The sequence below is a fragment of the Flavobacterium aquicola genome (assembly GCF_003385115.1).
GTDB lineage: Bacteria > Bacteroidota > Bacteroidia > Flavobacteriales > Flavobacteriaceae > Flavobacterium > Flavobacterium aquicola.
The window spans coordinates 58,486-72,782 of record NZ_QUNI01000009.1; the positions used below are offsets into that span (position 1 = coordinate 58,486).

Annotated in this window: 9 protein-coding genes; 4 read left to right on the forward strand and 5 right to left on the reverse strand. The window is 36.1% G+C overall.

What is annotated here, in order from left to right:
- The first annotated feature begins 8 nt into the window (after positions 1-8).
- From C8P67_RS15150 to C8P67_RS15165, 4 genes are all read left to right on the forward strand, one after another.
- Complete coding sequence (locus C8P67_RS15150; protein ID WP_115814015.1) at positions 9-1,379, forward strand: NADH-quinone oxidoreductase subunit N; 1,371 nt, start codon at positions 9-11, stop codon at positions 1,377-1,379.
- Positions 1,380-1,788: 409 nt separating this feature from the next.
- Positions 1,789-2,238 carry an ArsR/SmtB family transcription factor gene (locus tag C8P67_RS15155; protein ID WP_115814016.1) on the forward strand — a complete coding sequence of 150 codons (450 nt, stop codon included), beginning with the start codon at positions 1,789-1,791 and terminating at the stop codon, positions 2,236-2,238.
- 88 nt (positions 2,239-2,326) lie between these two features.
- Positions 2,327-3,043: a DsbA family oxidoreductase gene (locus tag C8P67_RS15160; RefSeq protein ID WP_115814101.1), complete on the forward strand. Its 717-nt coding sequence runs from the start codon at positions 2,327-2,329 to the stop codon at positions 3,041-3,043.
- 9 nt (positions 3,044-3,052) lie between these two features.
- Complete coding sequence (locus tag C8P67_RS15165) at positions 3,053-4,039, forward strand: Gfo/Idh/MocA family protein (RefSeq protein ID WP_115814017.1); 987 nt, start codon at positions 3,053-3,055, stop codon at positions 4,037-4,039.
- Positions 4,040-4,254: 215 nt separating this feature from the next.
- Here C8P67_RS15165 and C8P67_RS15170 read toward each other — a convergent pair whose 3' ends face one another.
- The 5 genes from C8P67_RS15170 to C8P67_RS15190 all read right to left on the reverse strand — a co-directional run bounded on the left by C8P67_RS15170 (position 4,255) and on the right by C8P67_RS15190 (position 14,256).
- Positions 4,255-6,663 (reverse strand): glycoside hydrolase family 95 protein, encoded by a 2,409-nt coding sequence (locus tag C8P67_RS15170; protein WP_115814018.1) that lies wholly within the window; start codon positions 6,661-6,663, stop codon positions 4,255-4,257.
- A 184-nt stretch (positions 6,664-6,847) separates the two neighbouring features.
- Positions 6,848-8,347, reverse strand: a complete 1,500-nt coding sequence (locus C8P67_RS15175; protein ID WP_245980472.1) for a family 43 glycosylhydrolase — start codon at positions 8,345-8,347, stop codon at positions 6,848-6,850.
- A gap of 19 nt (positions 8,348-8,366) precedes the next feature.
- Entirely contained in the window at positions 8,367-10,316 is a 1,950-nt protein-coding gene (locus C8P67_RS15180; RefSeq protein ID WP_115814019.1) for a sialate O-acetylesterase, read from the reverse strand.
- A gap of 169 nt (positions 10,317-10,485) precedes the next feature.
- Positions 10,486-11,994 carry a cellulase family glycosylhydrolase gene (locus tag C8P67_RS15185; protein ID WP_211319918.1) on the reverse strand — a complete coding sequence of 503 codons (1,509 nt, stop codon included), beginning with the start codon at positions 11,992-11,994 and terminating at the stop codon, positions 10,486-10,488.
- 33 nt (positions 11,995-12,027) lie between these two features.
- The gene (locus tag C8P67_RS15190) at positions 12,028-14,256 is read right to left on the reverse strand and encodes a glycoside hydrolase family 3 C-terminal domain-containing protein (protein ID WP_115814020.1); all 2,229 of its coding nucleotides are present in this window, start codon (positions 14,254-14,256) and stop codon (positions 12,028-12,030) included.
- Between the last annotated feature and the right edge of the window lie 41 nt (positions 14,257-14,297).

A 14,297-nucleotide genomic window follows, 5' to 3' on the forward strand; every position in this document is an offset into this window, starting at 1 on the left:
TAATATAAATGACAACATTAATAGCTATAGTAGGATTAGGTATTTTAAGCCTTATTTTTGAAATCTTTGATTTTAGAAAAGCAATTATTCCGGTAACAATTATCGGACTGTTAGCCATTCTGGGACTTACCGTGTCCGAATTTAATTCTCCTGAAAGTTACTATAACAATATGATTGTGGTGAGTAAGTTTTCGGTTTCATTTTCGAGCTTGTTTATTGTTTTGACAATCTTTTTAATAGCATTGAGCCATAATTTTTATGATAATCACCAAAGCAAACTTTCTGATTATATTGCCATAAAAATATTCCTTTTGGCCGGAGCCGTAGCAATGGTTTCTTTTGGAAATTTGGCGATGTTCTTTTTAGGAATCGAAATATTATCTATTTCACTTTATATTCTTGCAGCAAGTAACAGAGTAAACATAAAAAGTAATGAAGCCGGTATGAAATATTTCCTGATGGGGTCTTTTGCCTCTGGAATTATTTTATTTGGAATCTGTATGATTTATGGTGCAATGGGATCATTTGACATCGTTGAAATAAGCGATATGTCACAATCGGCTGAACTTCCTATTTGGTTTCCAATCGGTATTGTTTTAGTTACAATTGGAATGTTATTCAAAATTGCAGCTGTTCCGTTTCATTTTTGGGCTCCTGATGTTTACGAAGGTTCTCCTACTCTGACTACAGCTTTAATGAGTACTTTAGCAAAAGTTGTAGCTATCGCAACACTTTATAAATTATTATCAGCAATGAATGCCGATATTAATTACTCATTTCAAATAGTTGTAGTGATCATTTCTATTGCTTCTATGACTGTTGGAAACATCATGGCTTTAAGACAGGTTAATGTAAAACGTATGCTTGCCTTTTCGGGTATTTCGCATGCAGGATTTATGTTGATGGCATTGTTGAGTTTATCAACTTCGGCAGGAAGTCTATTGTATTACACTTCGGCTTATGCATTGTCGGGTATTGCTGCTTTCAGCGTTATATTATACGTTTGTAAAAACAGAGAAAACGAAGATATAGTAAACTTCCACGGTTTAGGAAAAACAAATCCGTTATTGGCAGCTATTTTAACAGCATCATTGCTTTCGATGGCAGGTATTCCAATATTTGCAGGTTTCTTTGCCAAATTAGTTTTGTTCAGCCAAACGATTCAGGCAGGTTATTTAGTAGTGGTTATATTTGCTGTAATCAACTCAATTATAAGTGTTGGATATTACTTTAAATTGATACTGGCAATGTATACTAAAGAACCGAACGAAACCCGCACAGCAAAACCATTCTTGATTTACGCGGTTGCAGTAGTTGCTATTCTTCTAAATATAATTATTGGATTGTTCCCTTCATTGGTTTTAGATTTATTAGCATAGAAAAAACATTATTTCGAATAAAGATAAAGGCCAGCTAGAATTAGCTGGCCTTTATCTTTATAAAAAAAGCCATCAATTAAATGAATTGATGGCATTTCCCCCCTAATCTAATTAAACCTAAAATTTAAGCCAACAAATATTTATAATCCAGCTTTACCAAAAGATTATAAAAACAGCTTACATAAACTTTCCCAATAAGCTTAATACATTCAAATTTATTAAATACGAAACTTAAATTTTAGCGTATTTATACCTGATTTTTCAATATAAGTTTTTAGGTTTTAAAAGTCCTTAAAAAACTAAACCCTTAATATCATTTATGACTTATTAGCCCAAATCCTAAAGAAATGCAAAAAAGTAATTATATATCGAATATAATCGCTAAATTACGATATGAAATAAAGCGGTTATGGGAACAACTAAAAAACAAGATTTCGATCAGGAAACAAATGCAATAGCCGAAATCTGCAAAGCATTGGGACACCCAACACGAATGCAGATAATGACCCTTCTATGGAATAAGAACCATAGGACCTGCGGAGAGATTGTTACATTAATTCCCTTGGCACAATCTACTATTTCCAAACATTTACTGGAATTAAAAAAAGCAGATTTGCTCAATGTAAAAAACATTGGAAAAAAAACCATTTATTCCATTGAAGTAGAAAAAATACAGGTTCTCAAAAAGTATTTCACAAACTATTTGTCAAACAAATTATTATCAAATGAAATAGAGATAGTTAAACCTTCTCCTATTCCAAAAATAAAAAAGGTAGCTAAATTGCATTTGAAACAGCACAATTACCAATTTCCAAGCAAAAAAAACAATATCAGCCAAAGTGATACGGAATTATCATAATTAAAACCTAAATGAAAATTATACGGAATTCAATTTCTTTAATTTTGTAATTAGAATTATTTGGCAAAGCCAATAAAAAAAAATGAAAATGAAAAATCAATTAAAAGTACAAATCTGGTCCGATGTAATGTGCCCGTTTTGTTATATAGGCAAAAGAAAAATAGAAGAAGCATTAACAAAATTTGAAAACAAAGATTCAGTCGAAATAGAATGGAAAAGTTTTGAATTGGATCCTTCGTTTAAAGCAACACCCAATGAAAGTATTGCAGACCACTTGGCTGACAAATACGGCAGAGATATTGATTGGGCACACTCCATGCTGGAAAATACAGCACAAACTGCTAAACTTTCAGGTTTAGATTTCAATTTTGAAAAATCGGTTTTGGCTAACTCATTAAATGCACACCGATTAATTCAGTTAGGAAAAAAGAACAATCTAGGCAATGAGTTAGAAGAATTGCTTTTTAAAGCTTATTTCACAGAAGGAAAAAACGTGAATGATTGGAATACCCTGCAGGAAATTGGGCAAAAAGCGGGATTGCCTATTGACGAAATCAAACAGCTCATAGATACTGATATTTATACAAAAGAGGTACGCCAAGATCAGCAGGAAGCACAAAAACTTGGAGTAACAGGAGTTCCATTCTTTGTATTTGATAATAAATATGCTGTATCTGGCGCACAACCAACAGATACTTTTTTGAAAACCTTAGAAAAAGCTTGGGAAGAAGGTAATTTTGAAACCAAATTAAAACTTCAAAATACCCCTGATGAAAACAGCTGTGGTATTGATGGCTGTGAATAATACAAAACTATGAACGAAACAACAAAAACCCTGCGATGGGGAATAATAGGCTGCGGTAACGTAACCGAACTAAAAAGCGGTCCCGCCTATCAAAAAACTGCAGGTTTTACCATCGGTGCAGTTATGCGCAGAGATCCTGAAAAGGCAGCAGATTACGCCAAAAGACACAGTATTTCAAAATTTTATACCGATGCCGATGCCTTAATAAACGATCCAGAAATTGATGCGGTTTATATTGCAACACCGCCCGACACTCATAAATTTTATGGCTTGAAAGTTGCCGAAGCTGGAAAACCATGCTGTATAGAAAAACCATTGGCGCCAAATTATCAAGACTGCTTGGACATTGCCAAAGCTTTTAAAACACAAAACATTCCAGTGTTCGTTGCTTATTACAGGCGTACTCTTCCAAGATTTGAACAAATTAAAAACTGGATTGACACAAAAACCATTGGCGAAATCAGACATATCAGATGGCATTTAAGCAAGCCTGCAAGCGATCAGGATCGTTCTGGTGAATACAATTGGAGAACTGACATAAAAATCGCAACAGGAGGCTATTTTGATGATTTAGCCAGCCACGGACTCGATCTGTTCATTCACTATCTAGGTCCAATAAAAGAAGTTTCAGGAATTAGCTTAAATCAGCAGGGGCTTTACACTTCAAAAGATGCCTGTGTGGCAAACTGGATCCATGAATCAGGAATTACCGGCAGCGGAAGCTGGAACTTTGGCTCTTTTGAACGTGAAGATGTAGTTGAAATTTATGGAAGCAAAGGAAAAATCACTTTTTCGGTTTTCGAAAATGTGCCACTGATTCTGAAAACAGCAGAAGGCGAATCAAAACATATCATAGATCATCCCGAAAATATTCAGCTCCATCATGTTGAGCAAATGCGTGAACAGCTATTAGGTAAATCCAATCATCCATCCAACGCATTTACAGCTACCCACACTAGCTGGGTGATGGATCAAATAATAGGAAATTCAATTTAAAAAGATTGCGAAAAAAAACGGAGACATCAATTTATTGACATCTCCTTTTTTTTTTGGAGCAGAAAGATTAGATGTTTTCAGCAAGCATCCTCCCGCTTTCCATTGCAATCTTTTGGACTGAACCCCAGTCCAAAAGGATTTTCATTTCAATCGGGGCTAAATGACAACAATCTGCTCTTATGCAAAGACCTATAAAAAATACAATCAAGTTCAAATTACCAGACAATATTCAATTTCTGCCCTTTCTTCAAACTTATATTTTGTCTTTTATCACCGCTAATAATCATTGTATTTCCGCCATTTTTAGAAAAAACAGAAACAGTTTTTAGCTTTTTGGAATCCCATTCCAAAGAAATTTCAAATCCTCCTCTGGCACAAATTCCTTTAACCGAACCACTTTCCCAAGCATCCGGCAGAGCAGGCAATAATCTAATTTCATTTTCATTCGACTGAACCAGCATTTCGGCAATAGCTGCAGCACCTCCAAAATTCCCGTCAATCTGAAACGGCGGATGTGCATCGAATAAATTAGGGTACGTCCCTCCTCCTCTTCTTGGATGCTCTGTTTTCTTTCCGTCAGGATCTACATATCGAAGCAATTCACGGAACATTTTGTAAGCACGATTTCCGTCCCAAAGTCTAGCCCAAAGATTGATTCTCCAGCCTTTTGACCATCCTGTCGTTTCATCGCCTTTTATTTCCAAAGTTTTTTTTGAAGCTTCGGCCAAATCAGGAGTTCTAGATGGTGTAATATGATCTCCAGGGAAAAGCCCGAACAACTGTGATTGATGACGGTGCCTTGGATCTTGATCTTCCCAATCAAAATACCATTCCTGCAGATTTCCTTTTTTTCCAATCTGATAAGGATGTAATTTAGCTAAAGCTTCTTCTAGTTTTCCTCTAAAATCAGCATCAATATTTAAGACTTTTGAAGCTTTTATGGTTTTGTCAAAACATTCTCTAATCATCGCCAAATCGGCTGTTCCTCCGTATAATGTCGCTCCCACAAAACCATCCGGTGTCAAATACTGATTTTCTGGGGAAGTAGATGGTGAAGTGATTAAATTTCCATTTTTGTCAGTAACCATCCAACCCAAACAGAATTCAGCGGCGCCTTTCATCAATGAATAACCTTCATTTTTCAAGTAATTTTTATCCTGTGTGAAAACGTAATGCTCCCAAATATGTGTGCTCAGCCAAGCACCAGCCAACGGCCAGCAGGCCCACATTGGATCTTCTTTTCCAAACTGACCAACTGGATTACTCATCGCCCAAATATCTGAATTGTGAGCCGCTGTCCAGCCTTTATCAACTCCATAAAAAGTTTTCGCTGTAATCTTACCCGTCACCGAAAGATTTTTGATCAAACCCAAAAGAGGCAAATGCATTTCGGAAAGATTAGTGTTTTCCGCCAGCCAATAATTCTCCTGTGCATTAATGTTCAATGTATAATCACAGCTCCAAGGCGGATTCACATATGGATTCCAAAGTCCCTGCAAATTGGCAGGAACTCCCAAAGTCCTTGAACTGCTTATCAATAAATAACGACCATACTGAAAATACAGTATTTCTAAATTCTTGTCTTCTTTTCCATCCGCATAGCGTAATAAACGTTCATCGGTAGGTAAATCCGGCGCTGTTGTTTTCCCTAAATCCAATGAAACACGATTATGGAATTTTTGATAATCGGTTATATGAGATTGTTTTAATTTATCGAAAGTTTTTCCAAAAGCTTTATTCAAATTATCCGAGGCAATCGCTTTGTTGTCCAGACCTTCCGTGTTCGGATTTTTATCAAACCCATTGAAACTCGTTGAAACCGAAACGTAAATCACAGCTTCGGATGCATTTTTGATTCCTAAACTCTTATCAGAAGTTACGATTGTTCCGTCCGTACTTTTGATTTTTACCAAACTTGTAAAGCGTGTTCCTCTTTCTTTGTTGGCCAAAAAAGCAAGCGGAACGGAGTATTGTTCGTTTTCGTGTATCGGTGCAACGCCATTTAGCGCAAGCACGTTGTCTTTGAGTTCCGAACTAGAAGTCAGTAAACTGCTCGAATGAATATCAAAATTCAAAGCACCTTTCTGACTGCTTGTCAATTTAATGACCATAATTTGATCGGGTGCAGAAACAAAATATTCACGGGTGTATTTTACGCCGTCAATTTCGTAACTAACCTTTGAAACCGCATTGGAAATATCCAATTCTCTATAATAATTTGAAGTTTTTCCGGTATGAAAATTATTGATTTCCAGCGTTCCTAATGGTGCGTAGGATTCAGCATTTTTACCCTGCAATTTTTTATTTAATTCTTCGGCAAGTTTGTAGTTTTCGTTCTTTAATGCTTCACGAATGGCAGGAATATTTTTGTATGCTTCGGGATTCATATTGGCATTTACAGGTTCTCCCGACCAAAGTGTAATATCATTCAGATATATTTTATCCGAATTGACTCCTCCGAAAACAGTAGCTCCCATTTTACCATTTCCTAAAACGAGCGTTTCTTCAAAATAATCGGCTGGCTGTTTGTACCACAATTTGTGGGTGGATTGTGCCGCGATTTTTCCGCAGAAAATGTAAAAAATGAAAAATAAAACTGGTCTATAAAAAGATTTTGACTGCATAAGAATATGTGTATATTTTGTTGTTTTAAACGCAAAATTTTAGAGAAGCAGTTCTCCGCGTGAGGGATAGAAGCAAACTACCGAAGTAGTGCGGATAGCCCGACCGCATCCCGATAAGAGGGCGAATAACCGCAAAGAGAAATAGCCCTTTTATCGGGATGTGGTCACGCCCAAATATAGCAAATTATTTCGGCGTGTAAACAAAATTCTTAAAGGTCACCGAGCCATCACCCACTGCAGAAAGCCCAATTTTAAGACTCATAAAACCGCTTAATACATTATGATTAAAAGAAGAAACCTCAGCAGAATTTTCGGTTTTTAACCAATCCTTTCCATCAATGCTATAAAACATATTTACCAATTGTTCCTTTTTTTCAAGGCGTAAAAATAAATGTTTCTTATTAATTCCTTTCTCGGTAGGAAACTGCCAAACTCTTAGAATCGCCATAATATTCTCTTTATCAAAAGCGATTCCGGTGAATAATTTAGTGTCGTAGAAAAGAACTAATGCAGCAGATGCATCACCTTCTAATTCTACCTCAACATCGGCAGTATAGGAATGGTCTGAAGGAGTACATAACAATGGAGAACTTTGACCAATACCCGTTCCTTTTCCTTTAATCTTTATCCCATTTGGCGAGAATGTTGCTCTTTTGGAATCATACTCATCATAAAATTGCCATTGTGGATTTAGTTTAGATCCCGTGAAAGTATCTGAAAGCGTGAAATCACTTTTTATCGATTGCCCTGCTGGTTTTTTTATTTCACCTTCGGTTTTAATACCTTCTTTCATTTTGAACCAGCCATCTTTTGTCCATTCTATAGGCTGTAAAAGCGTTTGGCGTCCCATATTGTAATAGCCATTTTCATATCCGTGAAAAACCATCCACCAGTTACCTTTTACATCGTCAATAATAGTTGCGTGGCCTTTTGACCACCATTTTTCGGAACTGCTATTTGTTCTGATGATAGGATTATTGGGAGCGTTTTCCCAAGGCCCGAAAGGCGATTTTGAACGGGCAGAAATTACCATGTGACTGGTTGCCGGCCCAGCAGTTCCTCCTTCGGCAACGGTTAGATAATAATAGTCACCTTTTTTAATTATTTTTGGACCTTCCAGACAAAAACATTCGATAGACCAATCTCTTGGTATTTTCCAGCCGTCATAAGTATGTGTAGTTTTTCCTGTTACCGAAAGTCCGTCTTTGGAAAGAGGTGCATAACCTCCATTACTGAAATAAAGATAACGATCGCCTTTATCATCTACAAAATGTCCTGGATCTATACCGTCAATTTTTAAATCAATCGGATCGCTCCAAGGCCCATTGATATTATCTGCTGAAACTACATAATTGGTATTATTCGCAGGGAAATAAATATAAAATTTGTTGTCATATTTAACCAAATCCGGTGCCCAAACTGAACCCACACTTTTATTTAAAGCATGCGTAACCGGTTTCCAATTAATTAAATCTTTGGAAGTCCAAATTAATAATCCCGGATAATAATTAAACGAAGAATGAACGATATAATAATCCTCGCCATCACGAAGAATCGAAGGGTCTGGATAATCACCAGCAAAAATTGGGTTTTTATACGAATCCTTATTCTGCTGACTGCTTTGCTGCTGTGCGCTAACGACAAGCGACAGTGAAAAAATAAATAATAGAATGCTTTTTTTCATAATTAAAATTCTTGACAAATTATTTGCTTACATTGTACTTTTCGTTGGCGGTAACCATTTCCCAATTATCAGTTCTGAAAGGCGATGCAGGGAAATTTTCTTTATTAAAAAGGTTGATTTCAGTATCATCATCTGCCCAGCCGTAGTGAACTGCAACTGGATTTGGAACACTTTCGCTTGAAACAATTACTTTATTGTCTTTGATTATTGCTTTCGCTGGATAAAAGACTTTATCGGCGCCAGCAATTTCAAAACCTTTTAGTACTCCATTTTTATCAGAAGCTGACAATCCTGTTCCTAGGGAAGTAAAACTTACTATGATTTGTTTTCCTTTAATCTCCTGTGATTTGTACATCGGTCCGCTGTAAACCTGTTTTTTACCGTATACATTATTCAATGCAATAGCTGACAAACGTAATCCTACATCTTGTTTGTTGGTTGGGTGAATGTCTTTCGCGTTACCAATATCAGTAGATACGGCCATTCCAGTGTTTGGCAATTTCAGAGTTTCAGTTTGTGCTTCACGAAGTTCAGCCCAACGGCTTCCTTTTGCACTGTTTCCGCCAAACTCATCGAAAGTTGACAATTGAACAAAATAGAAAGGAAAACTCCCCTGATTCCATTTGGTTCTCCAATCGTTTATCATCAGCGGAAATGCTTTTTTGTATTGATTTGCTCTCCAAACATTGGCTTCGCCTTGGTACCATAAGACTCCTTCAAAAGCATAAGGAATTAAAGGATTGACCATTGCATTGTACAATAATGACGGATAACTATTAGGTGAAACTGATATTTTTACATTTACCACATTGAATTTCCAAAGTCCATCTAATGCTACAGCCGAACCGTTGAAATCTATTCTCAAATCGGCTGGGTCTCCGTAAATTCCTCCACCTCCTGAATAGTCAATGATTTTTACTGCAATAACGTTTGTTCCTTCTTTTAAAACTCCAGCAGGAATTTTGTAAATTCTTTTGGCATCCCAAATATTATTGGTTCCCACTTGAACTCCATTCACATAGGTTATATCTTGATCATCTACTTTTGACAAATACAAAACGGCTTCTTTTTTGGCTTGATCTGCAGTAAACGTGATGGTTTTTCGCATCCAAACCACGCCATCGATATTTCCGATTTGCTGATTTTCCCAAAGAGATGGCACTTTTATTTCAGGCCATTTTGAATCATTAAAATCTAAATTTTTAAATTGATCCTGGTTAGCTTCAGTTACCTCAAAACCCTGAATTTTTTGGATATTCTCTAAAAGTGATTTTTTATACGTTTCGAAAATAGCATCCATATTTACTGAAGGAACTCCAGCAATCATTTCTTTGAAGTCATCACTTTGTTCGAAAGCTTCACGGCTTGTCCATGTTTCTACACAAGTTCCTCCCCATGAAGTATTGATAATTCCGATTGGAATTTTTAATTGAGCATATAATTTTTTGGCGAAATAATAACCTACGGCAGTAAAATCCTTTACGTTTTCTTTATTAGAAACTGCCCATTTTCCAGCTTTTAAATCCTCTTTCGGAGTACCGCTTAAATCCTGAGCAACACCAAAATGACGAATCATCGGGTAATTGGAATCGCTGATTTCAGCTTCTGAATTCATCGTTTTATAAACCTGAAATTCCATATTAGATTGACCGGAACAAATCCAAACTTCACCAATTAGAACATCTTTTATGACAATCTTGTTGTTGCCAGAAATGGTTAATTCAAAAGGTCCTCCCGCTTGTTCGGCATCCAGTTTGACCATCCATTTTCCGTTTTTGTCGGCAATGATGGTTTTGACTTGTTTATTAAATTGAACTTGGACTTTTTCATTGGCGTCAGCCCAACCCCAAACTGGAATTTGCTTATTTCGCTGCAGAACCATTCCGTCAGAGAACAATAAAGGCACACGAACATTGGCGTTTACTAATAATCCTGCCATCAGAAAAAGAAATACGATACTTTTTTTCATTATATATGTTTTTAAAAGATTCTAAGTCACTAAGATACTAAGATGCTAAGACTTAAAAAAACTTAGATTTTTAGAATCTTAGCAACTCTTTTTAAGCCACTAAGATTCTAGGATACTGAGTTAATAAAACTTAGAATCCTAGAATCTCAGTAACTTAGCAACCCTGAAATTATTTTAATCCATCTTGTAAAGCAGTTAATGCTTGCAAGTCATAAACAGAATTATTGCTTCGATCAAATAAGGACATTGTATTTACTCCTAAATTACCTGCATCCCAATAAAAAGGAATCATACCATTAGCTCTTGATTGTTTTACAACATATTTTAAGAACGCAGCTCTTGATTTTAAATGCAGTGTCAATGCGTCGCCAGTTAAATCGCGTCTGATTGCTCCAAATTCTCCCAAAATCACCGGAATTCCTTTGTTGACAAATTGTGTTTTCATAGAAAGGAAAAACTTATCTACATCAGCTTCTTCTCCCCAAGTTGGGTTACGAGTTATATCTGTAGTTGAATGATTTCCTGCTCCCCAATAGTAAAACATTTTTTCCCAACTTTCTTTCCCATCTTTGTCCAAAAGGCAAAATTGGTATGGATAAAAATGAACTTCAGCCATCATTCTATCAGCTACTTTATCAGTTGGTAAAGTTGTCATCAATTCATTTGTTGTTTTGATATCTGTCGATGGTCCTTGGATAATTAAGTTACGGTATGCATTTTTTCCTCCAGTAGAACGAACAGCATCAATAAATGTCTGATGATAAGAATTCAAGACTGCCATTCCTACTGCATCTTTAACATTTGGCTCATTTGCACTGGCAAAAAGCAAATGTTCATCAAAATCACGTAAGTTAGTAGCAATCTGTTCCCAAAATGCTTTTTGTTTAGCATTGTTAGCTTCTTTTTTAGCTTCAGTGCAATTTTCTTCTAGCCATCCACCATCCCAGTGAATGTTTACAATTACATACATATCATTATCTACGCAATATTGAACTACTTCTTTTACTCTGGCCAGCCATGTTGCACTGATCTTTGCCGTTGTACTATTAGCATTTTGATTCCAAGAACAAGGAATTCTAATCGCATTAAATCCATTTGCCTTAACTAAATCAATCAAAGCTTTTGTTACTCTTGGATTTCCCCAATTGGTTTCTCCTCCAGTTGCTTCAAGTGTATTACCTATATTCCAGCCCAATTTCATTTTAGCAGCCAATTGAACTGCCGTACTACCCATTCCTGCAGCATCATCTGCAATAGGGTTTGTATTGTAACTAGGATATAAACCTGTAACAACAGAAGCAGCAGCTTGCGACACAGCAATTTTTACTGATCCAGCCTCAGTAGAACTTATAGTTACTATACCTGTTCTTACAGCTGTGGTAGTGTTTTCTGCTGCCTTAATTGACACTACACTAGACCCAGCTGCTCCAGAAGTTTTGTCTAGTTGAATCCAGCCAACATTTGAAACAATAGTCCAAGATTTAGCATCAGTGGTAACTGTAACATTGGCAGTACTGCCTTTAGCTACATAATCTATCTTATTGATATCAGTTTTCAGCGTTTTAACTTGTGGTTTCGCTTCTTCTGGAGTATCACTATCTGAACCGCATGCTACAACACTTAAAAAGGCTAAGCATATAGCAAAAATAAATTTATATTTTTTAATGTTTTTTTTCACAATTAATAGTTTATGGTTAGTTAACAGCAAATCTTATTTTATTTCAATCTCAATTTTATTTTTGATGTCACGAGAAGAATTCCCAATGTTCAATGTATATTTTCCTGGTTCAACTGTCCAAGTTTTGGTTGCAGTATTGTAGTAAGCTAATTCTTTTACAGGGACCTGAATTGCTACTACTGCTGATTTTCTTGCGCCAACTGATACTTTCTGGAATCCTTTTAACTCTTGAGCAGCACGTTCAATTTTCGAATCTGTTTTAGAAGAATACAATTGTACAACTTCTTTACCTTCAGTTTTTCCAGTATTCTTAACCGTTACTGAAACTGTGATTATTTCGTTATTAGTATAAGATTGTTTGTCTGTTTTTGCATCACTGAAAGCAAAAGTTGTGTATGATAATCCATAACCAAAAGGATATAAAGGCTCAACATTTTTTGTATCAAACCATCTGTAACCTACAAGAATTCCTTCTTTATATTCTACCGCTTTATCTCCAGGGAAACTGTTGGTTGCATGAGCAGGAGAATCCATTAAGTTTTTAGGCATTGTCCAAGGCAATTTCCCAGATGGATTTACTTTTCCTAACAATACATCTGCCAAAGCATTTCCACCCTCAGATCCATTGAACCAGCTCCAGACTAAGGCATTTGTTTTTTTACTTAATTCGTCAATTTCAAAAGGAGCGCCAGCAATCAATACTACTATTGTTCTTGGATTCACTTCTAATACTTTTTTAATCAATTCTTCCTGACCAAAAGGTAATTTTAAGTCTCTGCGGTCTGACGCTTCTGTTTCATAATCGCGGTTTGAACCTGCAAAAACAATTGCAACATCTGAGTTTTTAGCAGTTTCAATTGCTTCCTGAAGTTTAGCAGGATCCAATTGGTCGATTGTAACTGGACCATTTGAAGTTATATTTCCTAAGTTCCCTGCATTTTTCTTGTCATAACGCTCCAAATATCCTTCTGCATAATTAATTTTGATAGAAGCTGGCAATCTGTTTTTTAATCCGTCTAAAGGAGTAATCTCTCTCTTGGTCTTAACTCCAGCTCCAAATCCGCCCAAAGCATTTTTCTTTGTTGCATTGTTACCAATAACCGCAATTGATTTTACTCCATCTAATTTTAAAGGCAATGCATTATTTTCATTTTTCAAAAGTACAATCGCTTCAGCAGCAATTTTGTAAGCATCTTGATAATGCGCTTCGGTTGAAATACTTCCAGTTGCACGTTTTTTACCGCCCATCGCTTTTACCTGATATAAAGTATGCAGAATGCGTCTCACATGTTTATCAATTTCTTTTTCTGAAATCTCACCATTTTTAGCAGCTACAACTAATTTGTCTGCTAAGAAAAATTCGTTGAACTTTTTTGGAGTTCCCATTTCGATATCCAGCCCATTTTCTAAAGATTTTACAGTTGAATGAACCGCTGCCCAATCAGATACTACAACTCCTTTGAAATTCCATTCATCACGCAAAATTTTGTTTAGCATATAGTCATTCTCACATAAATATTCACCTCTGAATTTATTATAAGCTCCCATTATGCTATACGCTTTTGCATCCTTAACTGATGCTTCAAAAGCTGGTAAATAAATTTCACGGAGTGTACGCTCATCAATCTGTACATCAACAAAATCACGATTTGTTTCCTGATTATTAGCAGCAAAATGTTTTACACAAGCCATAACATCATTATCCTGAAGACCAACAATTAACGGAACAGCAATTTTTTTGTTCAAAAATGGATCTTCACTCATGTATTCATACGTTCTTCCTCCAAGCGGTGTTCTTACAATATTGATTGCCGGAGAAAGCAGCATGTCTTTGTCTCTAGCACGCATTTCCTGCCCTAAACTATTCCCAAAAGTATATCCCATTTCTGCATTCCAAGTAGCCGATAATGCACCGCCAGCTGGATAATAAGTTGCAAAATCATTAGTCAATCCCGCAGGACCCCAATTGTCACGATTAATTTCTTCACGAACTCCAAGCGGTCCATCGGCCATTTTTAATTCTGGTATACCCAATCGCTGTACACCTCCTGAGGTAAACATACTGTTTCCATGCAGCATTCCGATTTTTTCTTCCAGAGTCAATTGCGAAATTAATTTCTCAATAGCGGCATCATTTTCGCTTGTTATTTCCTTACCAATGTAAGCTGTTTGTGTCTTTTTAGATTTTGCAGTTTGTGCATTACCATCAGCAAATGCTAGAATAGACACAGCCATTGCAACGTATTTGATTGTATTTTTCATTATGGTATTATTCAAATTATTAATGGTTGAAATTTTAATTA

What these genes read in the sequence shown, in the direction of transcription:
- C8P67_RS15150 (WP_115814015.1), top strand. Translation starts at nt 9, where the DNA reads ATGACAACATTAATAGCTATAGTAGGATTAGGTATTTTAAGCCTTATT.
- C8P67_RS15155 (WP_115814016.1), top strand. Translation starts at nt 1,789, where the DNA reads ATGGGAACAACTAAAAAACAAGATTTCGATCAGGAAACAAATGCAATA.
- C8P67_RS15160 (WP_115814101.1), top strand. Translation starts at nt 2,327, where the DNA reads ATGAAAAATCAATTAAAAGTACAAATCTGGTCCGATGTAATGTGCCCG.
- C8P67_RS15165 (WP_115814017.1), top strand. Translation starts at nt 3,053, where the DNA reads ATGAACGAAACAACAAAAACCCTGCGATGGGGAATAATAGGCTGCGGT.
- C8P67_RS15170 (WP_115814018.1), bottom strand. Translation starts at nt 6,663, where the DNA reads ATGCAGTCAAAATCTTTTTATAGACCAGTTTTATTTTTCATTTTTTAC.
- C8P67_RS15175 (WP_245980472.1), bottom strand. Translation starts at nt 8,347, where the DNA reads ATGAAAAAAAGCATTCTATTATTTATTTTTTCACTGTCGCTTGTCGTT.
- C8P67_RS15180 (WP_115814019.1), bottom strand. Translation starts at nt 10,316, where the DNA reads ATGAAAAAAAGTATCGTATTTCTTTTTCTGATGGCAGGATTATTAGTA.
- C8P67_RS15190 (WP_115814020.1), bottom strand. Translation starts at nt 14,256, where the DNA reads ATGAAAAATACAATCAAATACGTTGCAATGGCTGTGTCTATTCTAGCA.